General features: G+C 59.8%; 24 protein-coding genes and 1 pseudogene. 9 read left to right on the forward strand and 16 right to left on the reverse strand.

The genetic code is table 11. From position 1 onward, the window contains the following. Positions 1 to 126: 126 nt before the first annotated feature. Entirely contained in the window at positions 127 to 1,764 is a 1,638-nt protein-coding gene (locus tag ACA052_RS12455) for a recombinase family protein (RefSeq protein WP_497649938.1), read from the reverse strand. Between ACA052_RS12455 and ACA052_RS12460 the strand changes: the two genes are divergently transcribed. Continuing rightward, positions 1,717 to 1,977 carry an FKBP-type peptidyl-prolyl cis-trans isomerase gene (locus ACA052_RS12460; protein WP_497649939.1) on the forward strand — a complete coding sequence of 87 codons (261 nt, stop codon included), beginning with the start codon at positions 1,717 to 1,719 and terminating at the stop codon, positions 1,975 to 1,977. The genes ACA052_RS12455 and ACA052_RS12460 overlap by 48 nt on opposite strands. A gap of 87 nt (positions 1,978 to 2,064) precedes the next feature. On the opposite strand, the gene ACA052_RS12465 is transcribed toward ACA052_RS12460, so the two are convergent. The 3 genes from ACA052_RS12465 to ACA052_RS12475 all read right to left on the reverse strand — a co-directional run bounded on the left by ACA052_RS12465 (position 2,065) and on the right by ACA052_RS12475 (position 4,966). Then, on the reverse strand, positions 2,065 to 2,295 hold the full coding sequence (locus tag ACA052_RS12465; protein WP_497649940.1) for a hypothetical protein: 231 nt from the start codon (positions 2,293 to 2,295) through the stop codon (positions 2,065 to 2,067). A 304-nt stretch (positions 2,296 to 2,599) separates the two neighbouring features. Beyond that, complete coding sequence (locus ACA052_RS12470) at positions 2,600 to 3,631, reverse strand: D-cysteine desulfhydrase family protein (protein ID WP_497649941.1); 1,032 nt, start codon at positions 3,629 to 3,631, stop codon at positions 2,600 to 2,602. Between the two features lie 213 nt (positions 3,632 to 3,844). Beyond that, positions 3,845 to 4,966: a cytochrome P450 gene (locus tag ACA052_RS12475; RefSeq protein WP_497649942.1), complete on the reverse strand. Its 1,122-nt coding sequence runs from the start codon at positions 4,964 to 4,966 to the stop codon at positions 3,845 to 3,847. An 82-nt stretch (positions 4,967 to 5,048) separates the two neighbouring features. Between ACA052_RS12475 and ACA052_RS12480 the strand changes: the two are divergent. Next, positions 5,049 to 5,809, forward strand: a pseudogene (locus tag ACA052_RS12480) (ArsR/SmtB family transcription factor). A 98-nt stretch (positions 5,810 to 5,907) separates the two neighbouring features. On the opposite strand, the gene ACA052_RS12485 reads toward ACA052_RS12480, so the two are convergent. The 5 genes from ACA052_RS12485 to ACA052_RS12505 all read right to left on the reverse strand — a co-directional run bounded on the left by ACA052_RS12485 (position 5,908) and on the right by ACA052_RS12505 (position 12,157). Then, positions 5,908 to 6,927: a branched-chain amino acid aminotransferase gene (locus ACA052_RS12485; protein ID WP_497649943.1), complete on the reverse strand. Its 1,020-nt coding sequence runs from the start codon at positions 6,925 to 6,927 to the stop codon at positions 5,908 to 5,910. Between the two features lie 267 nt (positions 6,928 to 7,194). Beyond that, positions 7,195 to 8,577, reverse strand: a complete 1,383-nt coding sequence (gene lpdA, locus ACA052_RS12490; protein WP_497649944.1) for a dihydrolipoyl dehydrogenase — start codon at positions 8,575 to 8,577, stop codon at positions 7,195 to 7,197. A gap of 3 nt (positions 8,578 to 8,580) precedes the next feature. Continuing rightward, positions 8,581 to 9,861 (reverse strand): dihydrolipoamide acetyltransferase family protein, encoded by a 1,281-nt coding sequence (locus tag ACA052_RS12495; protein ID WP_497649945.1) that lies wholly within the window; start codon positions 9,859 to 9,861, stop codon positions 8,581 to 8,583. Continuing rightward, positions 9,862 to 10,920 (reverse strand): alpha-ketoacid dehydrogenase subunit beta, encoded by a 1,059-nt coding sequence (locus ACA052_RS12500; protein ID WP_497649946.1) that lies wholly within the window; start codon positions 10,918 to 10,920, stop codon positions 9,862 to 9,864. It lies immediately after the preceding gene. Position 10,921: 1 nt separating this feature from the next. Then, a complete protein-coding gene (locus ACA052_RS12505; RefSeq protein ID WP_497649947.1) occupies positions 10,922 to 12,157 on the reverse strand; it encodes a 3-methyl-2-oxobutanoate dehydrogenase (2-methylpropanoyl-transferring) subunit alpha in 1,236 nt (411 codons plus the stop codon). A 186-nt stretch (positions 12,158 to 12,343) separates the two neighbouring features. On the opposite strand from ACA052_RS12505, the gene bkdR reads away from it, so the two are divergent. After that, a complete protein-coding gene (gene bkdR / locus ACA052_RS12510) occupies positions 12,344 to 12,832 on the forward strand; it encodes a Bkd operon transcriptional regulator BkdR (RefSeq protein ID WP_480421742.1) in 489 nt (162 codons plus the stop codon). A 132-nt stretch (positions 12,833 to 12,964) separates the two neighbouring features. Here the strand turns inward: bkdR and ACA052_RS12515 are convergent, their stop codons facing one another. Next, entirely contained in the window at positions 12,965 to 13,828 is an 864-nt protein-coding gene (locus ACA052_RS12515) for an MBL fold metallo-hydrolase (protein WP_497649948.1), read from the reverse strand. 163 nt (positions 13,829 to 13,991) lie between these two features. On the opposite strand from ACA052_RS12515, the gene ACA052_RS12520 reads away from it, so the two are divergent. The 3 genes from ACA052_RS12520 (at position 13,992) to nahK (ending at position 18,779) form a co-directional block, all read left to right on the forward strand. Further along, on the forward strand, positions 13,992 to 14,798 hold the full coding sequence (locus tag ACA052_RS12520; protein ID WP_497649949.1) for a sulfite exporter TauE/SafE family protein: 807 nt from the start codon (positions 13,992 to 13,994) through the stop codon (positions 14,796 to 14,798). 251 nt (positions 14,799 to 15,049) lie between these two features. Further along, positions 15,050 to 16,213, forward strand: coding sequence for a nitric oxide-sensing protein NosP (nosP, locus tag ACA052_RS12525; protein WP_497649950.1), 1,164 nt, complete (start codon positions 15,050 to 15,052; stop codon positions 16,211 to 16,213). Then, positions 16,143 to 18,779, forward strand: coding sequence for a hybrid sensor histidine kinase/response regulator NahK/ErcS' (gene nahK / locus ACA052_RS12530; RefSeq protein ID WP_497649951.1), 2,637 nt, complete (start codon positions 16,143 to 16,145; stop codon positions 18,777 to 18,779). The genes nosP and nahK overlap by 71 nt, the downstream gene beginning before the upstream one ends. Positions 18,780 to 18,974: 195 nt before the next feature. On the opposite strand, the gene ACA052_RS12535 is transcribed toward nahK, so the two are convergent. The 6 genes from ACA052_RS12535 to ACA052_RS12560 all read right to left on the reverse strand — a co-directional run bounded on the left by ACA052_RS12535 (position 18,975) and on the right by ACA052_RS12560 (position 24,175). Beyond that, complete coding sequence (locus ACA052_RS12535) at positions 18,975 to 19,640, reverse strand: response regulator (protein ID WP_497649952.1); 666 nt, start codon at positions 19,638 to 19,640, stop codon at positions 18,975 to 18,977. Between the two features lie 56 nt (positions 19,641 to 19,696). After that, complete coding sequence (locus ACA052_RS12540) at positions 19,697 to 20,254, reverse strand: PQQ-dependent catabolism-associated CXXCW motif protein (RefSeq protein WP_497649953.1); 558 nt, start codon at positions 20,252 to 20,254, stop codon at positions 19,697 to 19,699. A 220-nt stretch (positions 20,255 to 20,474) separates the two neighbouring features. Continuing rightward, positions 20,475 to 21,266: an ABC transporter permease gene (locus ACA052_RS12545; RefSeq protein ID WP_497649954.1), complete on the reverse strand. Its 792-nt coding sequence runs from the start codon at positions 21,264 to 21,266 to the stop codon at positions 20,475 to 20,477. Then, a complete protein-coding gene (locus ACA052_RS12550) occupies positions 21,263 to 21,994 on the reverse strand; it encodes an ABC transporter ATP-binding protein (protein ID WP_497649955.1) in 732 nt (243 codons plus the stop codon). Before ACA052_RS12550 ends, ACA052_RS12545 begins: the two co-directional genes overlap by 4 nt. Further along, complete coding sequence (locus tag ACA052_RS12555) at positions 21,991 to 22,950, reverse strand: YVTN family beta-propeller repeat protein (protein ID WP_497649956.1); 960 nt, start codon at positions 22,948 to 22,950, stop codon at positions 21,991 to 21,993. Before ACA052_RS12555 ends, ACA052_RS12550 begins: the two co-directional genes overlap by 4 nt. Positions 22,951 to 22,990: 40 nt before the next feature. Continuing rightward, positions 22,991 to 24,175 (reverse strand): ABC transporter substrate-binding protein, encoded by a 1,185-nt coding sequence (locus ACA052_RS12560; RefSeq protein ID WP_497649957.1) that lies wholly within the window; start codon positions 24,173 to 24,175, stop codon positions 22,991 to 22,993. Positions 24,176 to 24,425: 250 nt separating this feature from the next. Here ACA052_RS12560 and pedF point away from each other — a divergent pair, with 250 nt between their 5' ends. Genes pedF through ACA052_RS12575 form a run of 3 tightly spaced genes read left to right on the forward strand, consistent with a single transcriptional unit; the run spans position 24,426 to position 26,527 of the window. Continuing rightward, positions 24,426 to 24,887, forward strand: coding sequence for a cytochrome c-550 PedF (pedF, locus tag ACA052_RS12565; protein ID WP_497649958.1), 462 nt, complete (start codon positions 24,426 to 24,428; stop codon positions 24,885 to 24,887). 3 nt (positions 24,888 to 24,890) lie between these two features. Next, positions 24,891 to 25,766 (forward strand): substrate-binding periplasmic protein, encoded by an 876-nt coding sequence (locus ACA052_RS12570; RefSeq protein ID WP_497649959.1) that lies wholly within the window; start codon positions 24,891 to 24,893, stop codon positions 25,764 to 25,766. Then, on the forward strand, positions 25,766 to 26,527 hold the full coding sequence (locus ACA052_RS12575; RefSeq protein ID WP_497649960.1) for a quinoprotein dehydrogenase-associated SoxYZ-like carrier: 762 nt from the start codon (positions 25,766 to 25,768) through the stop codon (positions 26,525 to 26,527). The genes ACA052_RS12570 and ACA052_RS12575 overlap by 1 nt, the downstream gene beginning before the upstream one ends. The last annotated feature ends 6 nt before the right edge of the window (positions 26,528 to 26,533 follow it).

Here is a 26,533-nt window from a genome sequence, read left to right on the forward strand (position 1 = left end):
GGGCGCAATGCCCCGTCAGTATCTCCTTCCGTTCTAGGGCAGTAAAGTATCGAGGTTGCAAATCGTCTCTAGTTTTGCGTACTAGTGGTGTCCCATCACTCCGAGCGGTACTTTTAGGGGCGTGACTCATGGTTGGTGCTTGTGCGTTCTTCTAAGCAGCTTCTGCAGCGGGTTTAGTTGCTCCACTACTTCCGTATTCAATATAGGTTTTGGCACAAGGTGCGGTTGCGGGAGTATCCTTATCGTTTCATCCAAAGGCTTGGCTTTCAGTCCAAAAAAGTCATCGTGAAGCTCGTCCATAGCCTCTGTGGTGTAGCTTCGGAGCAGGTAGTTTCCTGTTGACCGCTCAACCCCTTTGTACGCCCATTCGTGTCCGTATCCGTCTTCTGCTGACCAGTTTACGATTATCCGCCCGCCCACGAAGACCGTGATCCTGTAGTCCACACCTTTTAGCAGTGCAGCCAGTTTCACTGGATCATTTTCCAGCAAATCGTCTTCAACATGAACAGCGCCGAAAGTATCTAGCGGGCTTTCAGTTCGCTCCATCACCACCAGTTCTGCTTCCAGTGCTGTTCGTTCGGCTTGGCGAGCTGCAAGTTGGCGGATAACTTCGGGGATTGCTCCGACGATTTCTACAGCGTTGGTTAGTTCAGTGATCTTCTGCGCAACTTCTGCAAGCTCGTTCTGGATAGCGAGTATTCGTTTCTGGTTGACCGTCAGTTGTTGGCGTTGGAATGCTGCTTCAATCGCCCCCAAGGATGTATTGACGCGGATGTAGTCCAAGACTGGCTTCGGTATAGTGCGTGTGTTATCGCACCCGCTGTCTTTCAGTCGCTGGCGATTCAAGCACCTCATGCTGTGGGGGCGTCCATCTTTGTTTTGCATTATGTAGTTGCCGCCACAGTGACCACACTTCACCAAGCCGACGAGGAAATGCTTTGCCGTCTTCGCAGGGCGAGTTGTTTTCGCTTCCTTGCCGCGTTGTTGGGCACGAAAGAACAGATCCGGTTCGATGATAGCTGGGTAAGCGTTGGGGATATCGTTCCAGTAGCCGATAGCCGTTCTATTCCGTAACCAGCCCTCGATAGTTGGACTTGAGCACTTTGCCAGTTCCGGTTCGCCGGAATCTCGCATGCGGACAGAGATAGTGGCTTTGCCGACACCCGACGCATATAACTCGAAAGCAGTCTTGACGTGTTTGGCTATTCGCTCGATCACGACACCTTCGACCGTGAGCCAAGCAGGTGTCCAGCGCTTCACTTGCTGTCCTGCCTTTGCTTTCTCTTCGCGTAATCTGTATGACGCGGTGACGCGGCGGGAGAGGGCTTCCGAGTATTGGTTCGCGGCTTGGATTTTCGCCATCAGCATATAGATGTGCGAGCCGTTTACGCTGGCGCGGTTGTAAGTATTTCCGTCATCGAGGGTGGTGATCGATACACCGGCTTTCAGGATTGGTGTGAGTAGGTCGAGCATGTCCACGGTGTCCATCCGACCCGTTCGGTCAATGGCCTCCACCAAAACAACGTCACCTTCTTTGATGGCACCAGCCTCGACGGCTCGAAGGAGTTTGCCGAAGCCTCCACCAGCCTTGATGTGGTCGCCGTGGTAGCCCGATTTGGCCAAATCCTCGAACTTCAACCCGCTAAGCATGTAGTCGGGATTCCTGGTTAACCACTCCGCAATCATGGCAGTCTGGCGTTCTACAGAGCTTCCACCATGTTGGCGGAAGCTGGAAAAGCGTACATACGAGATTGCTTGTTTCATGTGATCTCCTTATGCCTCAAGCATACCATCGTGCAGGGTCACATTCAAAGATTCTGGGATCAAGGGATCATGGGCATGCAGGTGGGCGGCAAGCGCAAGCTGCTGGTGCCGGCCCAGTTAGGTTATGGCGAGCGTTCGATGGGGACGATTACGCCGAATTCGAATTTGATCTTCGAAATTGAATTGCTGGAGGTGCTGACGCGGGATGATTGAGGGTAAAAATCAAAAGATCGCAGCCTTCGGCAGCTCCTACACCGATCACCTGTAGGAGCTGCCGCAGGCTGCGATCTTTTGAAGTTGTCAGGTGAACGCTTCAATATCGTCTAGCGTGTCCGCAATAATTCCTTCAAGAGATGGGAATTTTTTCTTCACGATCTCGAGTGCTGGAAGGACCGTTTCCCTATCCAACTCACTATGCCTGCGAGCGATATGACCCAGAGCGGTCACGGCGGATGCTGCAACCGATTCCGTGTCACTTGCGAGGTATTTAAGGCAAGTGTTCTGAGCCCAGGTTCTGTCTTCTTCATTCAAGAAGCTTCGTCGCTTCTTTGTGGCTCATTGATGGATCTTGATAGCGAAGATTCACTTTTTGGCTCCCGGGATATTGCCCTTGGTTTCGAAACGATTCGAACGCTATATCAATGGGCATTTGATAGATGTAGGACTCGTCTGAAACTTGACGCGCGCGGGGCGCCTCTCTGAATTGAATTGCTGGAAGTGCTGACGAGGGATGATTGATGGTAAAGATCAAAAGATCGCAGCCTTCGGCAGCTCCTACACCGATCACCTGTAGGAGCTGCCGAAGGCTGCGATCTCTTGATGTTGCCCTGGCGGGTCAGGCCTGAAACGTTTCCCGATAGGCATACAACCCCGGTGTGCCGCCGGTCATCACAAACAGCACGTTGTCTCCGTCGCGGAAACGTCCTTGCCGGAGATCGGCCAACAGCCCCGCGAATGCTTTCCCGGAATACACCGGGTCGATTAACAAACCTTCGGTGCGAGCCATCAGGTGTACGGCGTCCTGCATGGTTTGCGTCGGCAGACCATAACCGTCGCCCAATTGGCTGCCGTCAATGACGATCTCTTCAGGCTGAATCATCGCGTCGCTGTTCAGCAACTTCAGCGTTTCCTGGGTTAACTTCAGGGTTCTAACCGCTGACGTGGCTTGATCGGATAAAACCGAGTACGACTTGACGATTGATGTGCCTTGGCCCAGCAATTGAAAACCAGCGGCGAGCCCGGCGTGGGTACCGGCGCTGCCGTTGGGCACTACGACTTGATTGAAGGTGAGGCCGAGTTCCGCTTCCTGCTGCGCAATCTCCGCTGCACAGCGCGCATAACCGAGACTACCCAGCGGCGTTGAGCCACCCGTTGGCAGCACCATCACCTTGCGCCCCGATTCCCTAAGTTGCGTCGCCCGTAACTCGGCCTTGGCGAGCGAGTCGGAGCCACCGGCAAGCACGCTTATTTTTGCGCCGAACAACTGGTCGAGCAGCACGTTGCCGTTGAGTTCGTAATCCACTTCGGCTTTGGGGACCGAGCGGGTCAGGATCAATTCGCAGGCGATGCCCAGGCGAGCGCAAACCGCGGCGGTCAGGCGCGCATGGTTGGACTGAAGGCCGCCGATGGTAATGACCGTATCGACCCCGACCGCCAGCGCCGCGCCGATATGGAATTCGAGTTTGCGCAGCTTGTTGCCGCCACCGCCAATCAACATGTGATCGTCGCGCTTGAGAAACAGGCCGATTCCCTGGGTATCCAGGCCCAGCAGTCGTTCGAGACGTTCGGCCCGCTGAATGGGCGTGGGGCCTTGCAGCAAGTCTGTGCGTGCAAAAGCACTCAGTGACGTGTCCAGTAGGGTTTGCATCAGTGGCGCCTCGGTGTCTTTTATAACGGAGACTCTATGGAGAAAGGCCTTGGGGATATAGGCATCGCCGGTAATTACAGTTTTAACCTGGTGTAATTAATACAGCTGGAAGATCAAAAGATCGCAGCCTTCGGCAGCTCCTACAGGTTTTGGGTGCGCTGAGCACTTGTAGGAGCTGCCGAAGGCTGCGATCTTTTGATCTATAAATCAGGCTTAAGACAAATCAGAGAACAACGGAATCCGCCCATTCAGCGAAGGCCGGTAGCACCAGGTCAATCGATCCAGCGAAGGTTTCATCCGCATAATTTGCGTCACCGTAGCGCTGGCGATACTCATGGCCAACTCCTGCCCCGGACATTGATGCCGCCCCGCGCCAAAAGTGAAACTGCGACGCTGCGGACGATCGAGCAGGAAGGCGTCGGGATGGTCATTGAGCTGTGAATCGCGATTGGCCGAGGCCAGAAGCAGCAGGATCACATCGCCGGGGTGCAGGTTCACGCCGTCGATTTCACAGGGCGCAGCGACGAACCGGCGGGTGTTCTGCACCGACGGATCGAAGCGCTGGACTTCGGCCAGCAGGTCATCAACGCGAATCGGCTCGCTCTGCAACGTCGGGTTTCGAATCAACGCCACCAACGCATTGCCGATCAACCCGGCGGTGGCCTCATACGTCTGGGAGAACAGGCCGAGGAGGTTGGCGATCAACGACTCGGGGTCGGCTGATGTCGCCGCAAAGCGCTGGCGGATACCGGTGAGCAGGGCGCTTTGATGGTCCGGGTCGTCCAGCAGCTCGATGAAATAACCGCATAACTGCTCCGCCGCAGCATGGGCAGCCACCAGTTGTACCTGATCGCTAAGCGGCGACAGGCAAGCGACGAAATCCGCTGTCAGTTCGCTGATGACCCGGCCCTGAGCAGGCGTGAACCCCAGCAACGCCGCCACCACGCACACCGGTCCGCGGAACATCGCCTTGTACAGCCCATCAGCGTCCGGGCTGAGCAAACGCGCGTGGACCAGCGCATTGACTTCCTCGACATCAACCAACGCCAACCCCGGCTCAATCGCCGACCTCGGGCAACGCTGGCGCTCGCCTTCATTCATCCGCATCAATTGCCCGAATACCTTGCCGGCGATGCCACCCGCAATCGCCTTGGGCACCGGTTCGTGGGCAGGCCGGACATGACAATCAGGATGCGTCAGCACCGCCGCCACGGCGCGGGAGCTACTGGCCACCCACAGTTTCAGTCTCGTGTGAAAAACCAGCCCGCCCTCGGCGCGCAGTTGTGCGTAATAAGGATAAGGATCGGCATGAGTCGCAGCGATGATCGGGTCCATGGGTCGCAGCCTTGTTCGTGGTGGGAAAAGTGTTGCTACTATCTCCAGTCCAAAAGGACCTTGATTCGTCCGGGAGCGAAATATGAACGTTGAACAGCACGACATTGGCGTCTCTCAAGTAGCCGCGGCGATCGCGGAACCCGCCCGGACCAAAATCCTCTGTTCGCTGATGGACGGCCACGCCCGCACCAGCACCGAGCTGGCGGCGATTGCCGAGGTCAGCGCGTCCACTGCCAGCGCACACCTGTCCAAACTCAAGGAGTCGGCACTGGTGCGTTTACACGTACAGGGCCGCCATCGCTATTACTCGCGGACAAACGGGTAGCCCAGGCATTGGAAGCGCTGATGGTGATCGGCCAGAACGCCGCGCCGACCTTCAACCCGCACACCCCGGATCGCCTGCAATTCGCCCGCACGTGTTACGACCATATGGCCGGCACCTTGGCGGTGTTGCTGCATGACCAGATGCTGGAACAAGGCTGGTTGCTGGAGACCGATGAGCGGGTTTATCAGCTGAGCGACAGCGGCGAAGCGTTGTATGAAGGGTTGGGGATCGAAGTTAAAGACTTGAACACGTTGCGTCGCCGATTTGCCTGCCCGTGCCTGGACTGGAGCATGCGCCGTCCGCATCTGGGCGGTTCGTTGGGGGCGGCGCTGCTGCAAACGGCGATCAAGCGCAAATGGGTGACGCAAGATCTGGACAGTCGGGCGTTGGCATTGACGGCGTTGGGAAGAAAAGAGATCAATGCGCGATTTGACCTGACGCTGCCGTCGGCCACTCAAGGCAACGTCAAAAGATCGCAGCCTGCGGCAGCTCCTACAGGGGAGCGCATGCCTCTGTAGGAGCTGCCGCAGGCTGCGATCTTTCAGTGGCCGAAAAAAAAGCCCGGCCATCAATGTGAAGGCCGGGCTTTTGTACTCAAACGGACAGCCGTCTCAGGTCAAACCTTGACGATCCAGCCCGCTGGCGCTTCGATTTCGCCGGTCTGTACACCGGTCAGCTCTTTGTAGAGCTTCTGGGTGATCGGGCCGACTTCGGTTTCGCTGTGGAACACATGCAGGTGATCGTTGTAGCTGATGCCGCCAATCGGGGTGATCACGGCAGCCGTACCGCAAGCGCCGGCTTCCTTGAAATCGGACAGCTTGTCGATGAACACGTCACCTTCGACCACTTCCAGGCCCAGACGCGATTTTGCCAGTTCGATCAACGACAGTCGGGTGATGCCTGGCAGTACCGACGGCGAGTTCGGGGTCACGAACTTGTCGTCGTGGGTGATCCCGAAGAAGTTGGCCGAACCGACTTCTTCGATTTTGGTGTGCGTCATCGGGTCCAGGTAGATGCAGTCGGCGAAGTGCGCTTTCTTGGCCTGGGACCCTGGCATCAGGCTGGCGGCATAGTTGCCACCGACCTTGGCCGCGCCGGTGCCTTGAGGGGCAGCACGGTCATAGCTGGAGATCAGGAAGTTGTGCGGGGTCAGGCCGCCCTTGAAGTAGGCACCGACCGGAATGGCGAAGATCGAAAAGATGAACTCGGGCGCAGTACGCACGCCGATGTTGTCACCCACGCCGATCACGAACGGACGCAGGTACAGCGCGCCGCCGGTGCCGTAAGGCGGGATGAAACGCTCGTTGGCGCGGACCACGTCCTTGCACGCTTCGACGAACTGCTCGGTGGACACCTGTGGCATCAGCAGGCGGGCGCAGCTGCGTTGCATGCGTGCGGCGTTCTGATCCGGGCGGAACAGGTTGATCGAACCGTCCTTGCAACGGTAGGCCTTCAGGCCCTCGAAGCATTGCTGGCCATAGTGAAGGGCAGTGGAGCCTTCGCTGATGTGCAGCACATTGTCTTCGGTCAGGGTGCCTTTGTCCCACTCGCCATTACGCCAGTGCGACAGATAGCGCTTGTCTGTCTTGATGTAGTCAAAACCCAACTTGTCCCAATTGATGCTTTCGTTACCCATGACACCCTCTATCACTTAACAACCGCCGAAACGGTTCAAGGCTTCTGACGTTTTTCTGGATGGGGACAACAATACTTCATTCCGGGCCTGTTTCGCAGCCCGCAATTCGATCTCTGCGACCATCGATGCACCCGATGTAGCAGCTGTCGAGCACCGCGAGGCAGCGTTCGACGACGAAGTCGTCGCTTAAAAGATCGCAGCCTGCGGCAGCTCCTACAGGTTCGCGATCCCCTGTAGGAGCTGCCGACGGCTGCGATCTTTTGATCTTTACAAGTGCAACGCGTGCCCAAGGGCACGCAACGCCGCTTCTTGCACCGCCTCGCCCAACGTCGGATGCGCATGGATGGTGCCGGCGATGTCTTCCAGCCGAGCGCCCATTTCCAGGCTCTGGCCAAACGCTGTCGACAATTCCGACACCCCCACACCGACCGCCTGCCAGCCGACAATCACATGATTATCCCGACGAGCGACAACCCGCACGAAACCGCTTTTCGACTCCAGCGTCATGGCCCGGCCATTGGCCGCAAACGGGAAGCTTGAAACGATGCAGTCCAGCCCTGCGGCATTGACCTCGTCCGGTGTCTTGCCGACGACCACCAGTTCCGGGTCGGTAAAGCACACGGCAGCGATGGCGGTCGGGTTGAACTCGCGGGATTTGCCGCTGATCAGTTCCGCAACCATCTCGCCTTGGGCCATCGCCCTGTGTGCCAGCATCGGTTCGCCGCTGACGTCGCCGATGGCATACACGTTGCGCATGCTGGTCTGGCAACGGTTGTCGATCTTGATCGCCGAGCCGTTCATGTCCAGTTTCAGCGCTTCAAGGTTAAAACCCTGGGTGTTGGGTTTGCGTCCGACGGCCACCAGCACCTGATCGGTTTCGAGGTTCAGCGTCTCACCACCAGGCTCTAGAACCTGAAGTGTATTACTAACGGAATCAAAGCTTTGAACGCTATGCTTCAAGTAAAGCTTCACGCCGAGTTTTTTAAGTTCGTCATGCACCGGTTGCGTCAGCTCGGCATCGTAGGCCGGCAATATGCGGTCCTGTGCCTCGACCACACTGACCTCGGCGCCAAGCTTGCGATAGGCAATGCCCAACTCCAAGCCAATGTAACCGCCACCCACCACAACCAGCCGTTTTGGCACAGAAGTCGGCGCCAGAGCTTCAGTGGAAGAGATGATTGGCCCGCCAATTGGCAACATCGGCAGGTTCACGCTTTTCGAACCGGTGGCCAGCACCAGGTGCTCGCACTGGATGCGCGTGTCGCCGACTTCTACGGTTTTACCGTCAATGACTGTCGCAAAGCCTTGAATAACCTGGATTTTGTTCTTTTTAAGTAACGCCGAAACGCCAGTCGTCAGGCGATCAACGATACCGTCCTTCCACTCCACGCTTTTGCCGATGTCCAGGGTCGGCGCCGAAACGCTAATACCCAGAGCTGAATGCTGGCTGTGGTGCTGCGTCTGGTGGAACTGCTCGGCAACGTGGATCAGCGCCTTGGACGGAATGCAGCCGATGTTCAGGCACGTACCGCCCAACGACTGGCCTTCCACCAGAATGGTCGGAATGCCCAGCTGACCGGCCCGAATCGCCGTTACATAACCCCCAGGACCGCCGCCGATGATCAGCAATGTGGTGTTCAAGTTCTGCATGCCTTACTCCACAAACAAGGTAGCGGGTTGTTCGAGCAAGCCTCGAATGGCCTGGATGAATTGCGCCGCGTCCATGCCATCGACCACGCGGTGATCGAAGGAGCTGGAGAGGTTCATCATCTTGCGAATCACGATCTGGCCTTTGACGACCATTGGACGTTCGACGATTTTGTTGACGCCAACGATCGCCACTTCCGGCAGGTTCAGCACCGGCGTGCTGACAATCCCGCCCAAAGCGCCTAGGCTGGTCAGGGTAATACTTGAGCCGGACAGCTCATCGCGACTGGCCTTGCCATTGCGCGCGGCGGTGGCCAAACGGGAGATTTCCGTGGCGCTGTCCCACAAACTGCGGGCTTCAGCGTGACGCACCACCGGTACCATCAAACCGATGTCGGCTTGCGTGGCGATGCCCACGTGTACTGCGCCGAGGCGGGTGATGACCTGGGCTTCGTCGTCGTAACGGGCGTTGATTTGCGGAAAGTCGCGCAGGGCAACCACCAGGGCGCGGACCAGGAACGGCAGCAAGGTCAACTTGCCGCGCGTCGCGCCGTGTTTCTCGTTCAGGTGCGCACGCAGTTCTTCCACGGCCGTGACGTCGATTTCTTCGACATAGCTGAAGTGAGCGGCGCGCTGGGTGGCGTCCTGCATGCGCTGGGCGATCTTGCGGCGCATGCCGATGACCGGGATTTGCTCTTCGTCGTTACGCTGGGCGTAAGCGGCGGTGGCGGTCGACGCATTTGACTGACCTTGAGCCAGATAGGCGTCGAGGTCTTCGTGCAGGACACGACCGGCAGGGCCGGTGCCGCGCACCAGACGCAACTGGATGCCGAGGTCCAGCGCATGTTTGCGCACGGCCGGGGAGGCCAGCGGACGCTCATCGGCCTCGCGAGCAACCATTGGACCTTGACAAGCGGCAGCTCGTGGCGCTGTAGCAGCGACCGGTTTGCTTTCAGCAACAGCTGCGACTTTTGGCGCTGCAACCGGCGCTTCTTTCACGGCAGCAGCAACAGCCGGTTGAGCCGACTCTTTAACGTTGCCCGCGCCTTCGACTTCAATGCTGATCAGGATGCTGCCCACCGCCATGACCTCGCCGGGCACACCGCCCAGCGCAATCACTTTGCCGTGCACCGGAGAAGGGATGTCGACCATAGCCTTGTCGGTCATGACATCGGCCAGCACCTGATCCTCGACGACCAGGTCGCCGACCTTGACGTGCCACACCGACAGTTCAACTTCTGCAATGCCTTCACCAATGTCCGGCATCTTAATAACGTGGGTACCCATTCAGACCTCCATAACCCGATGCAAAGCCGCGCCCACACGGGACGGACCAGGGAAATACGCCCATTCTTGTGCGTGCGGGTAGGGAGTGTCCCAACCGGTGACACGCTCGATAGGCGCTTCCAAGTAGTGGAAGCAGTGTTCTTGCACCAGGGCGACCAGTTCAGCACCAAAACCGCAGGTGCGGGTCGCTTCGTGGACGACCACGCAACGGCCGGTTTTCTTCACCGACTTGACGATGGTTTCCAGGTCCAGCGGCCATAGGCTGCGCAAGTCGATGACTTCAGCGTCGATGCCGGTTTCTTCGGCGGCCACTTGCGACACGTAAACGGTGGTGCCGTAGGTCAGGATGGTCACGTCCTTGCCTGGACGGGTGATGGCAGCCACATCGAGCGGCACGGTGTAGTAACCGTCCGGGACTTGTGCGGCCGGGTGTTTCGACCACGGGGTTACCGGGCGATCGTGGTGGCCGTCGAACGGGCCGTTGTACAAGCGTTTTGGCTCAAGAAAGATCACCGGGTCATCGTTTTCGATGGAGGCGATCAGCAGGCCCTTGGCGTCGTAGGGGTTGGACGGCATGACGGTACGCAGGCCGCAGACCTGGGTAAACATCGCCTCGATACTTTGGCTGTGGGTCTGGCCACCGTAGATGCCACCACCGCACGGCATGCGCAGGGTCATCGGGGCGGTGAACTCGCCGGCCGAGCGATAACGCAGGCGGGCGGCTTCGGAAATGATCTGGTCGGACGCCGGGTAGACGTAGTCGGCAAACTGAATCTCGGCCACCGGGCGCAGGCCGTAGGCGCCCATGCCGACGGCGACGCCGACGATGCCGCTTTCGGAGATCGGCGCATCGAACACCCGGGAGGTGCCGTATTTGGTCTGCAAGCCTTCGGTGCAACGGAACACGCCGCCGAAGTAGCCGACGTCCTGGCCAAACACCACGACATTATCGTCACGCTCAAGCATCACATCCATGGCCGAGCGCAGGGCCTGGATCATGGTCATGGTGGTTGTGGTCATGGCGGTTTCCAGCTCAATTTTGTTGTTGTGGTCGTTCATGTCAGATCCCCAACTCTTGACGCTGGCGCTTCAAGTGCTCCGGCATCTCTTTATAGACGTCTTCGAACATGGTCGCGGCGCTTGGAATCTGGCCGCCGGCAAGGGTGCCGTACTGCTCGGCTTCTTTCTGCGCGGCAATGACTTCGGCTTCCAGTTCGGCGCTGACGGCGACGTGTTCCTCTTCGGACCACTGGCCGATTTTCACCAGGTGCTGCTTCAGGCGCGCTATCGGGTCGCCCAACGGGAAGTGGCTCCAGTCGTCGGCGGGACGGTATTTGGAAGGGTCATCGGAGGTCGAGTGCGGGCCGGCGCGGTAGGTGACCCATTCGATCATGGTCGGACCGAGGTTGCGGCGTGCGCGTTCAGCGGCCCAGGCAGAGGCGGCATAGACGGCGACGAAGTCGTTGCCGTCGACCCGAAGGGAGGCAATCCCGCAGCCGACGCCACGGCCAGCGAACGTGGTGGCTTCACCACCGGCAATCGCCTGGAATGTGGAGATGGCCCACTGATTGTTGACCACGTTGAGGATCACAGGCGCCCGGTAAACGTGGGCGAAGGTGAGGGCAGTGTGGAAGTCCGACTCGGCGGTGGCGCCGTCGCCAATCCAGGCCGAGGCGATTTTGGTGTCGCCCTTGATCGCCGACGCCATGCCCCAGCCCACACCTTGTACGAATTGGGTGGCGAGGTTGCCGGAAATGGTGAAGAAGCCAGACTCTTTGACCGAGTACATGATCGGCAACTGACGGCCCTTGAGCGGATCGCGCTCATTGGACAGCAGTTGGCAGATCAGGCCCACCAGCGGGACTTCGCGCGCCATCAGGATGCTTTGCTGACGGTAGGTGGGGAAGCACATGTCGTCGATGTTCAAGGCCAGGGCCTGGGCGCTGCCGATGGCTTCTTCGCCAAGGCTCTGCATGTAGAACGACATTTTTTTCTGACGCTGGGCGACCACCATGCGGTTGTCGAAGATCCGCGTCTTGAGCATGGCGCGCATGCCTTTGCGCAGGATCTCGACGGGCACGCCTTCGCCCCATGGGCCGAGGGCATTGCCTTGGTCGTCGAGCACGCGAATCAGGCCCTTGGCCAGATCGGCAGTCTCGGCAGGTTCAACATCGATAGCGGGTTTGCGCACCGTGCCGGCGTCGGTCAGACGCAGGTAGGAAAAGTCGGTTTTGCAGCCAGGACGGCCCGATGGCTCGGGAACGTGCAGTTGCAGCGGTTCGTACGCTTGGTTCATGGCTTCTACGCTCGATCTTGTGAATTTCTTGTAGTGAGCTGACCGTCATTCCACGTGTAATGGAAATCTTGTCCTACAAACATCATAGGCCCGGCGCAGGAGAATATTTATCTGTGTTTCGTTGCGTTGGCGATCATTTGAGGATAGAAATTCTAAATAAACAAAAATAACAGGAGGTTTTGTCTCATGCGCAAACTGGATCGTACCGATATCGGCATTCTCAACAGCCTTCAGGAGAACGCCCGTATCACCAACGCCGACCTTGCACGCTCGGTCAACCTGTCGCCGACGCCGTGTTTCAATCGGGTCAAGGCGATGGAAGAACTGGGCCTGATTCGTGAGCAAGTGACTCTGCTCGATGCCGACCTGCTGGGGCTGCACGTCAACGTGTTCATCCACGTCAGCCTGGAGAAACAGGTGGAAGAGGCGCTGGCACATTTCGAAGAGGCGATCTCGGATCGCCCGGAAGTGATGGAATGCTATTTGATGGCCGGCGACCCGGACTATTTGATCCGTGTGTTGGTGCCAACCATTCAGTCGCTGGAGCGCTTCATGATGGATTTCCTCACCAAAGTCCCCGGCGTGGCCAACATCCGCTCAAGCTTTGCGCTCAAGCAGGTGCGATACAAGACGGCGCTGCCATTGCCGGCCAATGGTTTGACCCTGGCTGGCTAAACCCAATCTCCGTAGCAGTTGTCGAGCACCGCGAGGCAGCGTTCGGCGGCGCAGCCGTCGCAAACCCTGCAACCGGGCTCTTTCAGGCAGACCGCGATCGCAGCCTCGCGGTGCTCGTCAGCTGCTACAAAGTCAGAGTTTGTTCAGAGGGATTTTCAGGTACGTGACGCCGTTGTCCTCCGCCGGCGGCAAGTTCCCCGCCCGTACATTCACCTGAATCGCCGGCAGCAACAGCGTCGGCATGCCCAGCCCGGCATCGCGCTGGGTGCGCATGGCGACGAAGGCCATTTCGTCGATGCCATCGTGGACGTGAATATTGCTTTGGCGCTGTTCGCCAACCGTGGTCATGCACCGGGGTTCGCGGCCCTCGGGCGGATAGTCATGGCAGACATACAGACTGACGCTCGCGGGGAAGGCCAGCAACTTCTGGATCGAAGCGAACAGCTGACTGGCGTTACCGCCGGGAAAGTCACAGCGAGCGGTGCCCACGTCTGGCATGAACAGCGTATCGCCCACCAGGAGCACATCGCCGCCGATCAAATAAGCCATGTCGGCCGGGGTATGGCCGGGCACATGCAGCGCGGTGGCCTTGAGGTTGCCGATCATGAACGATTCATCCGGGGCAAACAGATGATCGAACTGCGAGCCATCGACACAAAACTCCGGCTCCAGATTGAACAGGGTCTTGAACACCCCCTGAACCTTGCTGATCGACTGGCCGATAGCGATCTTGCCCCCCAGCTCGCGACGCAGATAGGGTGCGGCGGATAAATGGTCGGCGTGGGCGTGGGTTTCCAGCAGCCATTGCACCTGCAACTGATGTTCGCGAACGAAGCCGATGATCCTGTCGGCCTGGACGGTTGCAGTGCGCCCGGCGGCCGGGTCGTAGTCGAGCACCGGGTCGACGATTGCGCAGTGCCCGCCGTCGTGTTCGTAGATCACATAACTGTAGGTTGACGAGGCGGGGTCAAAAAAAGCTTCAATCAAGGCAGGCATGGTGGCCGTTTCTTTCTGAACGAGCCTTGAGGGTAGATTCATTGTCCCTGTGCTGACCAGCCCCGCATCAATTCAAAGTGAGAAAAAAATCCGTTCGGGCTCTATCCTGTCAGTCATCGATACCGGGCGCTCCCGGCTTTTTGTTGCAGATCACGAGTGGTTTATGTTGCTGGCAAGTTTTTTTGGTGTGGTCATGGGCCTGGTACTCGGATTGACCGGTGCCGGTGGCGGCATTCTTGCGGTACCGGCGTTGGTGCTGGGGTTGGGTTTGACGATGACCCAAGCCGCGCCGGTCGCACTGTTTGCGGTGGGCAGTGCGGCGGCCGTCGGCGCCATCGACGGATTACGTCACGGTCTGGTACGCTACCGAGCGGCGTTGTTGATCGCGTTGCTGGGGGCGATATTTTCCCCGTTCGGCATTTTCTTCGCCCATCAGTTGCCGGAAAGGATCTTGATGATCCTGTTCAGCCTGCTGATGGTCATGGTCGCTTGGCGAATGCTGCGCAAAGAGCGTCAGGATGAAGGGCCAAACGACCACGGGCACGCCAACTGGGGCCAGAAAAACTGCATGCTCGATCAACAGACGGGGCGCTTTTCCTGGACCGCCAAATGCACCGCGACATTGGCTGCGTTGGGCGCGGTGACGGGCGTGGTCTCAGGATTACTCGGGGTGGGCGGTGGTTTCCTGATCGTCCCGGCGTTCAAGCAACTGACCGATGTGCAGATGCGCGGCATCGTCGCCACGTCGTTGATGGTGATCAGCCTGATTTCCGCGATCGGCGTGATCGGTGCGTTTCAGGTCGGGGTGCGCATTGACAGCCTCGGTTACGCCTTCATCGCGGCGAGCATCGTCGGCATGATCATTGGCCGAAAACTGTGCGCGCACGTACCGCCGCGAGCCCTGCAAACTGGTTTTGCCGCCATCTGCGTGGTGGTCGCCGCTTACATGTTGTTCAAAGCGACCGCGTAGCGGGTCTTAACGCCGATCCCCTGTGGGAGCGGGCTTGCTCGCGAAGGCGGTCTTCAAGTCGACATTGATGTTGCCTGACACACCGCTTTCGCGAGCAAGCCCGCTCCCACAGGGGATGTGTGGTGTTCTGTAGATCCACGCGCCCCGTCTCATCCCATCGAAGCAGGTACCCGCTACCCAAGTAGCATACGTCCAGACCCTCAGGATTCGTACACTCGTGCCTCATCCAGGCGCACCTGCGGGAGGCCACAATGCATCAGGTCCAGAGCGAAGGCGTCGTCAGTGCAATGTCCCAGGCCACCGATGCCCAGCAGGTGGCTCAGGAGTTGGCACGACGGTTGTTGCACCCGCACCTGGGGTTTGTGCTGTTCTTTTGTTCCGCCGAGTACGACTTGCAGGCGCTGGGGCAGGCCTTGCAAGAAAGCTTCGGCGGGATTCGCCTGGTGGGCTGCACCAGCGCCGGAGAAATCACTCCTCTGGGCTATGGCCGCAACTGCGTCACGGCGGTGGGTTTCGATCATCGGCACTTTTCCATCGCCGTCGAGCTGATCTGCGAGATGGAACGCTTCAGCCTGATCGACGCCCAGCAAATGGTCGAGCGACTGGTCAGTGGCTGTCGCAGTAATACCCTGGCGCCGATCAAGGGCAACAGCTTCGCCCTGACCCTGCTCGATGGTTTGTCCAGCCGCGAAGAAATGGTCCTCGCCGCCCTGAGTGCGGCGTTGGGCGACATTCCGCATTTCGGCGGATCGGCAGGCGACGACAACTACCTGACCCACACCCACGTGTACTTCGGCGGCGAGTTCCACAGCGGCGCGGCGGTAGTGGTGCTGGTCAATACGTGGCTCGACTTCGAGGTCTTCACCACCCACCACATCCTGCCGAGGGCGGAAAAACTGGTGGTCACCGGGGCTGACAGCGCTTCGCGCCGGGTCTTTGAACTTAATGCCGAGCCCGCCGCCGAGGAATACGCCCGGCACATCGGCGTGCCGGTGGCGGAGCTCGATCACCGAGTCTTCGCCGCGCACCCGCTCGCGGTGCGGATCAACGATCAGTACTACGTGCGGGCGATCCAGCAGGTTCATCCGGACTTGAGCCTGAGTTTCTATTGCGCGGTGGAGAACGGCATTGTTCTTACGGTCATGACGCCAGGCCCGATGCTGCCCAATCTGCAAGCCTTGTTCGAAGGGCTGCAGGAGCGCCTCGGCGATCTGTTGCTGACCATTGGCTGCGATTGTTTTCTCAGGCGTCTGGAACTGGAAGACGACGGCAGCCTGGAGCAGATCGGCGCGTTTTTGCGCGATCAGCGGGTGATGGGTTTCAACACCTACGGAGAACAGTTCAATGGCATGCACATCAACCAGACCTTCACCGGGGTTGCCATTGCCCGAGGCCGGTCCCTTGGACACCGCTGAGCTACAGGCTCAGATCGCCAGCCTGCGACACGACAACCACAAACTGCAACGCATCAATGCCGCGCTGATCGAGCGGATCGAGTCAGGCATCACCCGCGGCAACGACCCGTACGCGGCGTTCCAGCATTCAGTGGTGTTGGCCGAGCAGGTGCGTGAGCGCACCGACGCCTTGAACCAGGCCATGGCCGAACTCAAGGCCGGTAATCATTTGCTCAGCGAAGCGCGGCTACGGGCTGAAACCGCCCACCAACATTTGATCGATGCCATCGAGAGCATTTCCGACGCCTTTGTGCTGTTTGATGCCGAGCAACGGATCGTGCTGTTCAACAGCCGTTTCAGGGGGTTTTGGGGCGATAGCCGGGTGCGGATCAACGCGGGCATGCGCTTGGCCGAGGTCAAGCGATTGATGACGGCGACCGGGTTGTTCACTGAAGAACCCCGTGGAGGCGTCGACGAAAACCTGCTCTATCGCCTTCAAGACGGCCGTTGGCTGCAAGTCAGCGAGCGGCCCACCCAGGAGGGCGGGCGCGTGATCCTGTTCACTGACATCACCGACGTCAAACTCAGTGAAGCGCTGCGCCGTGAACAAGCGGTGGCGCAGAAATCCCATTTGCTGCAACGGGCGGTCGATAACCTGTCCCAAGGCGTGGCGATGGTCAATGCCGAGGGCATTCTGGAATTGTGGAACCGGCGCTTTCTGGAGCTCAGCGGCTTGGCCCCGGTGGCGGCCCATCGTCCGTTCGCCGAAGTGATCGCCGACAGTGAGTTGAACCTGCTGACTCCGGCCAGTCGCGACTCAAACGGGCGGCCGGTGCAGGAATGCGAGCAGCGCCTCTACGGTGGCCGGGTGCTGGAAATTCGCACTCATCCGTTGCCCACCGGTGGGTTCGTCAACACCTTCACCGACATCACCGAACGCTACCAGCACGCCGAAGCACTCAGCGAAAGCGAGCGCTGGATTCGCCTGATCACCGACCATGTGCCGGCGCTGATCGCCTACCTCAACGCCGATCTGGTCTACGAGTTCACCAATAAAGTCTACGAAGAATGGTACTGCTGGCCCCGGGGTGTGATGCTCGGGCAGAGCTTGCGCGAAGTTCACAGCGAGCAGCATTACCAGCGCCTGGAAGCCTACGTGGCGCGGGCCCTGGCGGGTGAAAGCGTGACGTTCGAGTTCGCCGAAATCAACATCAACAATCAGGAACGCTACATGCTGCGCTCCTACGTGCCCAATCGCCTGGCCACTGGGGAAGTGGTGGGGATTTTCGTGTTGATCTGTGACATCACCGAGCGCCGGCGCACGGCCGAGGCACTGCACCAGGCTTATCAGAATCTGGAGTTGCGGGTGCGCGAACGCACCGCCGAACTGACGACCCTTAACGATCAACTGCGCCGAGAAATCGACGAACGTCGGCGGGTGGAGTCGCGCCTGCGTGAGGCCAAGCTTGAGGCCGAGCAGGCCAACCTGTCGAAGACCAAATTTCTTGCCGCCGTCAGCCACGATTTGTTGCAACCGCTGAACGCCGCGCGACTGTTTACCAGTGCCTTGCTGGAACGCCGGGAGCCGGTGGCCAATGCGATTCTGGTGCGCAATGTCAGCAATTCGCTGGAAGACGTGGAGAATCTGCTGGGCACGCTGGTGGATATTTCCAAGCTCGATGCTGGCGTCATCAAGGCCGATATCGCGCCGTTCGCCCTGAGCGAATTGCTGGAGAACCTTGCCGCCGAATACACCCAGGTTGCCCGCAGTGAAGGCCTTGAACTGCATTTCATCGCCTGTTCCGCGCTGGTGCGCAGTGACATTCAGCTGTTGGCGCGGATCCTGAGAAACCTTTTGAGCAACGCCATTCGCTACACCTACGGTGGACGCGTGGTGCTTGGATGCCGTCGTCATCACCAGCGCCTGTCGATTGAGGTGTGGGACAGCGGCATGGGCATCGCCGAAAACCGTCTGGAAGAAATTTTCCAGGAGTTCAAACGCGGTGACGTGCAGCGCCCGGATCAGGATCGCGGTTTGGGCCTGGGGCTGGCGATTGTCGAGAAAATAGCCGGGATTCTTGGCCACCGCATTCACGTGCGTTCCTGGCCGGGCAAGGGTTCGATGTTCTCCGTCGAAGTGCCTTTAAGTGCAACGGCGCCCAAGGCGCCGCCGAGTCTGGTGATGAGTGAGCCGATGCTCGAACGTCTGCGCGGCGCGCGGGTGTGGGTGCTGGATAATGACGCGGCGATTTGCGCGGGCATGCGCACCTTGCTCGAAGGCTGGGGGTGCCAGGTGGTAACCGCGTTGTCGGAGCAGGATTTGGCGCGGCAAGTGGACAACTACCACGCCGAAGCGGACTTGCTGATTGCCGACTATCACCTGGACGATGAACAGAATGGCGTCGATGCCGTAGCGCGGATCAACGCCCGTCGCGCTTCAGCAATCCCGGCGATGATGATCACCGCCAACTATAGCAACGAACTCAAACAACAGATCCGAGAGCTGGGGCACACCTTGATGCACAAGCCGGTGCGGCCGATGAAGCTCAAGACGGCGATGAGTCATTTGCTCGGCCCATCCCGATAACGCGCGGCAATTCCGATCTGTAGCAGCTGGCGCAGCCTGCGTTCGGCTGCGCAGCAGTCGTAAAACAAGACGATGCGGTGTATCAGGAAGACCGCGCAATCAGGTTTCACGACTGCTGCGCAGCCGAACGCAGGCTACGCCAGTTGCTACAGAGTTTGCGTCGCTGCGAAATGCCCTCGGCGCAGGAATCGTGTTTCAGCGCCGCAGGTAAGACCCGAAATCGATGTCTCCGGCACTCAGGATCGCCTGCACGCGGTTGTGCACGTTGAGTTTGCGCAGGATCGCCGAGACGTGGGCCTTGACCGTGGTTTCGGCGATTTCCAGGGTGTAGGCGATCTGTTTGTTCGATTCGCCCTTGGTCATGCGCTCCAGCACCAGCAACTGTTTGCGGGTCAGGGCCTGGAGCAGTTCCTGCGGGAAGCTCGGGGTGTCGTTCATCCGGCGATGAGTGCCAGCTTTCTGCGTGCGGATAATGTCCGGCGGCAGGTACACGTTGCCGTTGAGAATCTGCTGGATCGCTTCGGTCATCTGCACCCGTGGCGAGGACTTGGTGATGAACCCCACCGCGCCGTAGGTGATGGCTTGCAGCACGATCTGTTTGTCCTGTTCGGCCGACACGATCACCACCGGAATGGTCGGCGCTTCGTTGCGCAGGTTGATCAGGCCGTTGAGGCCGTGCATGCCGGGCATGTTCAGGTCGAGCAGGATCAGGTCGAGGTCGTCGTGATCGTGAGTCAGCAGCAGCGCACTGTCGAGATCGGCGGTTTCCATGACTTCGCTGCCCGGAAATCCATCGCTGATGACGTTATGTATGGCTTCGCGAAACAGCGGGTGATCGTCGGCAATCAGAATTTTGTACATAGCCTTTCACCTCATTATTTTGATTAGGGTGTGGCAACAACACGCAAGCGTAACGATCAGGGAAAGGGTTCGGGCTGGGCCGGGGTCACGGGCAGGTTTGCCGCTTGCCAGGCGTCCAGGCCATCGCGATACCAATACACAGACTTATAGCCCATCGCGGCGGCGCGTTTTACCGCGTTCCAGCTCAGCCAGCAATCGGCACGGCAGTAGAAGACCAGCGGTTGCGCAAGATCGCCTGCGGTCAATGTATTCAAGTTACGCGCAAAATAGTCCTGCCAGGCAGCTGTCAGGTCACCGTCGCCGGTATTGGCCAGCCAGTGGCTGCCGGGCAGGTTCTCGTGGGGCTGGTCTTCGATGAAACGGCCTTGCAGCCATTGACGGCGGTAAACGTCGATCAGCACCGGACGCTGGCTTTGAGTCAGCAGGGTTTGCAGGGCGGCGGTGTCGATGATGGCCGCACCCTGGAGCTGATTCGGGGTCGGGCTGCGGTAGAGACCGATGCGGTAGCCATCGGCAGAGAACAGCGGCGTTTCGGCGTGCGCGGTGCCCAGCAACAGGCTCAGCGACAGCACCGCGAGAGAAGGGCGCATCAGACGACGTCGGGCACGCGGCATGGGGTTCAATCCTTATCGTTATGAACCCATTACATGCCAGTCGCGGTGCATTGGGAATGCGACGATAGACAGGTAAACCAGTACTAAAGTAGTAATTTTGCCCTGCTCAATGCAGATCAACTGTAGGAGCGAGCTTGCTCGCGAAGTCGTGTCAGTCGAGATCAATGTCACTGACACACCATCGCGAGCAAGCTCGCTCCTACAGGGGGGAATTGTGTGGTCAGTTGGTTTTGCGCAGGGCCGCGTGTTGGGGGTTGAAGGTAAACACGGCCAGTAACGTGAACACCAGCGTCAGTCCGACGCACACCGCCAGCGCCAGTGGATTGAAGCGCTCGTACAGCGCAAACCGCACCAGCTCGACCGCATGGGTAAACGGATTCAACGCGCACAACCAGAACAACCATTCACTGGACTCGCGCATTTTCCACAGCGGATACAGCGCCGACGACAGGAAAAACAGCGGGAAGATCACGAAGTTCATCACTCCTGCAAAGTTCTCCAGTTGGCGGATCGCGTTGGACAGCAGCAAGCCCAGCGCGCTGAGCATCAACGCCACCAGCAGCAATGCCGGCAACGCGATCAGCAAACCCACGGCCGGCGGTTGCACGCCGTACACCCAGGCAATCGCCAGAAAGGCATACACCTGCAACAGCGAAATCAGCGACGTGGCCAACAGTTTGCTGCACAGCAGAAACGTCCGCGGCAGAGGGCTGGTGAGCAGCACGCGCATGCTGCCCATCTCTCGGTCGTAGACCATCGACAGCGACCCTTGCATGCCGTTGAACAGCAGGATCATGCAGGCCAGCCCTGGAATGATGTAGACCTCATAGGGAATGTAGGTGTCGTAGGGCTCGATGATCGCGATGCCGAGTGCCGCGCGAAACCCCGCGGCGAACACCAGCAACCACAACAACGGTCGCACCAGCGCACTGAGAAACCGTGTGCGCTGCAACACAAAACGCAGCCATTCGCGCAGCACGATGCCGCTGAAGCATTGCCAATAAGCGTTCATCGGGCGGCTCCTGTCGTTGTCAGGCGAGCGAAGGCCGAACCGAGGTCACCGCCGTGTTCCAGACTCAGCGCATCGGCGGGTCCGCTGGCGACCAATCGCCCTTGATGCAGAATCAGCAAGTCGTCGCTCGGCCGCACTTCATCCAGCAAATGGGTGGTCCACAACACACTGATGCCGTGTTCGCGACACAGGCTGCGGATGTGTTGGTTGAGCGCCAGTCGACTGGCTGGGTCGAGGCCGACGCTGGCCTCGTCGAGCAGCAGCAGCCGTGGCTCATGCAGCAACGCACGGGCGATTTCCACCCGGCGACGGTGACCGCCATTCAGTTCGCGTACCCGTTCGCGACGGCGCTCGGTCAATGCTTGCCTGGCGAGTTCGGCATCGACTCGCAGGTGGGTCTGTCGGCGCGACATGCCATGCAGCGCAGCGTGATAACGCAAGTTCTGCTCGACGCTGAGGTCCAGGTCCAGCGTACTTTGCTGGAACACCACACCCAGTTGTCTGAGCGCCGGGCGCGGCGCGTTACGCAACGAGCAACCGCCCACCAGGATGTCACCGTGCTGTAAATCATAGAGTCGGGTGAGCAACGCAATCAGCGTCGATTTGCCCGCGCCGTTCGGCCCCAGCAACGCCGCAAAACGTCCCGGTGCCAGGCTGAAACTTACCTGGCGCAACGCTTCCCGCGCGCCGTAAGCGAAACTCAGCTCGTTGACCTGCAGTGCGTTCATGGCGTTACCACCACGCCCCACGGATAGCGCCCGACCTTGACTGATTTGGTCACCTTGAGGCTGTCGACATCAATCACCGACACATCACCGCTGACGCCGTTGGTGGCGAGCAATTGCTTTTGATCCGGGGTAAACGCCATCTGCCAGACCCGGCGGCCCACCAGCAGATAGTCGAGGATTTCGAAGGTCTTGGCGTCAATCACCGCCACATGGTTCGCCGGACCAAGGGCGACAAAACCGTATTTGCCGTCGGCACTGAGCTTGATCCCCACCGGCTGGACCTTGTCCGGGTGCACGCCCTTGATCTGGAAGGTCAGGGTCTTGAGGATCTGGCGGGTGGCGACGTCGAGAATGGTCACGGTGCCGCCAATTTCCGCCGAGGCCCAGAGCTGTTTACCATCGGGTGCGAACTCGACGAAGCGCGGCCGCTGATCCACCAGGGTGCTGTCGGCCAGGGTCTGGGTGCTGGTGTCGATCCAGTGCAGCATGTTGGTGGTTTCGCTGGTGTTCACCGCCCATTTGCCGTCGGGGCTGACCGCCATGCCTTCCGGTTCGACGCCGACGTTGATCTGGCTCAGCACCTTCGAGGTTTCGGTGTCGATCACCGTCACCAGCGCATCGTCTTCGTTGGAAACGTACAGCCAGCGATTGTTCGGGTGCAGGGCAAATTGCTCGGGGTCTTTGCCGGACGGCAGTTCCTTGATGATCTTGCGTGTGGCGACGTCCATCACCTGGACCCGGTCGGAATCGCTGGCGCAGATGTACAGCAACTTGCTGTCGTGGGACAGCAGCAGGCCGCGCGGACGCTGGCCGACGGGCAGGGTGTCGGTGACTTGCAGGGTCTGCATGTCAATCAGGCTCAGGCTGTTGTCCTTTTCGTTCGAGACCCAGGCGGTGCTGGCCGCGGCGTGCCCGGCGGCGAGCAGCAGGGCGCAAGAAAGCAGGGTGCGGCGCATGGCAGTTTCCTTTTTATTGTGGGTGTTGTGAGGGACCCGATCAGGGAAAGCGGCAACTGACCTCGGGCTTGTCATAGCCCAGGCTGTCCATTTCGTTGAAGGGGTGAAGGAAACCATCTTGCGGCGAGGTGCTGACCAGCGCCCGGGGTTGCACGATGGGGATCGGCTGACGCAACTGGCCATTCCACGGGCGATAGCTGAGCTTGCGACCCTTGAAGCCGTCCAGGGGCAATTGATCGCTGATTTCAAGCGTACGGATCGCCATCGGATCGCTCTGGCGCAGTTTGCTCACCGCGCTGGCGATGCTGCGCACGGCCATCCATGCGGCAAAATCACGGTCATTCATCCAGCGCCCGGCCATGGCTTCGAAGCGCTTCTGCAACTGGGCGGCGCCGTAAGTTTCCACGGTTTTGTGCCAGCCCACCGGGGTCAGGCCCTGAGTGCCGGCCACCGGGCGCGGATACCAGGTCTGGTAGGGCACGTATTCGCCGAAGTCACCGCGTTCATCCGCCACCAGCACCACATCGTATTCGGCGGTCTGGGTGAACAGCGGCATGTCGGCCTGGGCGCTGCGGCGTTGATCGTTGTCGAAACTCCAGGCTTTTTCCGCCACCAGTTGCAGGCCGAAGCGTTTCGCCGCGCGGCGCAGGGCGGCGGCGTAGGCTTGATCGTCCGTGGTCGGGCCGACGATCAACAGCGCCCGCTGCCATTTGCGCACCACCAGAAATTGCGCCAGCGCATCCGCGAGCATCGCCCGGCTCGGCAGCGTGTGCAGCACGTTCGGCAGGCAATCGGTGCTGCGCAGGCTGTCATCCGCGCTGCCGGCGTTGAACAGCAGGCTGTCGGGCAGCACCGCGCTGAGTCGGCGCAGGGTTTCCACCGGCGCATTCACCACAAACAGCCGCAGGCCCTGCTCGTGTTGGGCCTTGGCCGCTTCGACCAGCGCATCCGGACTGTCGACGCTGGCACTGACCAGGCTGTAGCGGTGATTGAGAAAACGCCCGGTGCTGTTGCTGTCGGTGATCGCCAGTTCGGCGCCGCGCAGCCCGGCGTCGGTCGGTTCGGGAATCACGTTCGACAACAACGGCCCCGGATCGGGGCGATAACCCAGGTAGCCGATCTGCACCTGCAACGGCGCGTCGGCTGCCTGGCTCTGGGTCGCCAGCCCGGCAGCGCAGGCAATCGCCAGCAGGTAGATCAGGGCGTAAGGGGCAAGCTGGCGCATAAGGCACTCCATTACAGGTAGCGCCAGCATAGGAAGCCTGCGAGGTAGAAGAAATATGCAGAAAGTAGCGGAGAGGCAGTACCAAGGTCGTAACTCATCCGGGAAACGCGGGCGTGTCGGCCAATTGCCCTACTACCAAGGGACTAGATGGCGGCCACCAAAGCAGCATGGGGCTGGTGCGACGGGGTTCCTAAGATGGTTGCCATAGCCTCTGCCAAGAGGTTTTGCGTGCAACCCAGAGGGCATAACAATGACAACAAAACGCAACGTCTTGCTCGTGGCCGGACTGCTGGCCGGTTTTATCAGCGCAGGTTCCGTGTGGGCCCATGGCAACGTGGTGCCGCAGGCTGTCGAAACGCCGGGCCTGACCCCGATCAAGGACGCCGGCGTGCAGGTCGATGCCGATGGCTGGGCCTCGGTGAACCCTTACCGCGCCTCGCCGCAACATGACAAAGCGCTGGAAATCGGTTCTTCGGCCTACAACCAGAACTGCGCGGCCTGTCACGGCCTGGAAGCCAAGTCCGGCGGCATCGCCCCGGATTTGCGCCTGCTCGATGTCGGCGACGCCGGTGATGAATGGTTCGTCGAACGGGTTCGCCATGGCGCGGTGCGTGACGGCCGGGTGTACATGCCGAAAATGGCGGATTACCTGAGTCAGGAAGCCTTGTGGGCGGTGCGCACCTACCTGGACAGCGTTCACGTCGAGGAGTAGCCCATGCGCCTGCTCACTGTGTTGATCAGCGCTGTGTTGCTGTGCTGCCAAGTGGCGCAGGCGCAGGTCCGTACCTTTGACCAAATGATCGCCGCAGGCGAACTGAAAGTGGCGGTCTACAAGGATTTCGCCCCCTACAGTTTTGAAGACGCCGGCCAGCCGCGCGGGGTCGATGTCGACCTCGCCGAGGCACTGGCCAAAGCCCTTGGTGTGCACCTGACGCTGATCTGGGCACCCGCCGGCGAGAAGCTCGACGACGACCTGCGCGATTACATCTGGCGCGCCAGCCAGTTGCATAACCAGCAACTGGCCGACCTGATGATGCGCGTGCCATACGACCGCGACTATTCACAAAAGCGCAATGAACTGGGCGAGCTGGAGAACGACCATGTAGTGATGTTCGGTCCCTACCAGAACGAGCAATGGCAAGTCGCGTATGACCGCCGTCGACTGGACTCGGTGGGCAGTGTCGCGGTATTCGAGCAGCACCCGATCGGCGTCGAAGTCGACAGCGTGCCGTCGTTCTACCTGACCTCGGTGTTCAACGGCATGCTCGCCGGCAAAACCCACCACTATCCCGGCGTGCCACAGGCGTTCGCGGCGATGAAGGCCGGTGAAGTCGACGCGGTCATGGCCATGCGTGGCGAGATTGACTGGCAGGTGCATGAGGCGGCGGATCCGCAGGTGGCGCTGGCCGAAAACGCCTACCCGAACATGGGCAAGCAACTCTGGGAAATCGGCATGGCGGTGAATGAAAGCAACCGGCAACTGGCCTATGCCGTGGAAGAGGCGCTGGAGGCGTTGATTCGTGACGGCTCGGTCAAGGCCATTTATGCCCGCTACGGCCTGCGCTATGACGTGCCCGAGATGTATCAATAGTGAACTGGCGAGCGAGTTGTCTGCTGGCCTGCTGGTTGCCCTTGGCCGCGCACGCGGCGACCCTCGAACCGGGTAAAGATCCGGTGCCGTCGGTGATGTGGGAGTTCTATCACAAGCTGATGCTGGGCGACGCGCCGTTCGTGTTCGACGAGCGGATCAAGTTGTTTGCGCCACCGTTCGCCGAAGACGCGCGGCAAGTGCCCCTGGAAATCGACGCACGAGCGTTCAAGGGCGACGTGGTGAAAATCCTCGCCTGGGCCGAACTCAATCCTTTGCCGAAAATCGTCGATTTCCAACCGCTGGACCGGGTCCTGCCCTGGCTGTCGATCCGCATCCGTATCGAACAAGCCACACCCTTGCGCGCGGCGGTGCTGACGCGTGATGGCATTTGGCACGTTGGCTCGACCCTGATCGACGCGGCGGGTGGCGGTTGCACGGCGCCGAGCGTGGTGCGCACCCAACCCGGCTGGGAAGAGCACATCGGTGAAGTGCTGGGCGGTCGTTATCCTCGGCGCGACTTCAGCCGCGTGCGCGTGCAAGTGGCGCACCCGATGGACAACGGCATGGTCAGCGGCATCCCGGAATTCTTCATCAACCATGCCGAGTTGCGGGATCAGAACGACCAGTTGCTGGCCCGGCTCGAACTGTTTCCTGCCGTCAGCGAAAACCCCAGCCTGGCCTTCGATATCGAAGGCGCAGGGCAGACGCGCCTGTTGCTGCGGGACAACAGCGGCAATGAATTCGATGCGGCCATACCCTGACCCCAA

Source organism: Pseudomonas sp. LBUM1644 (assembly GCF_059716195.1).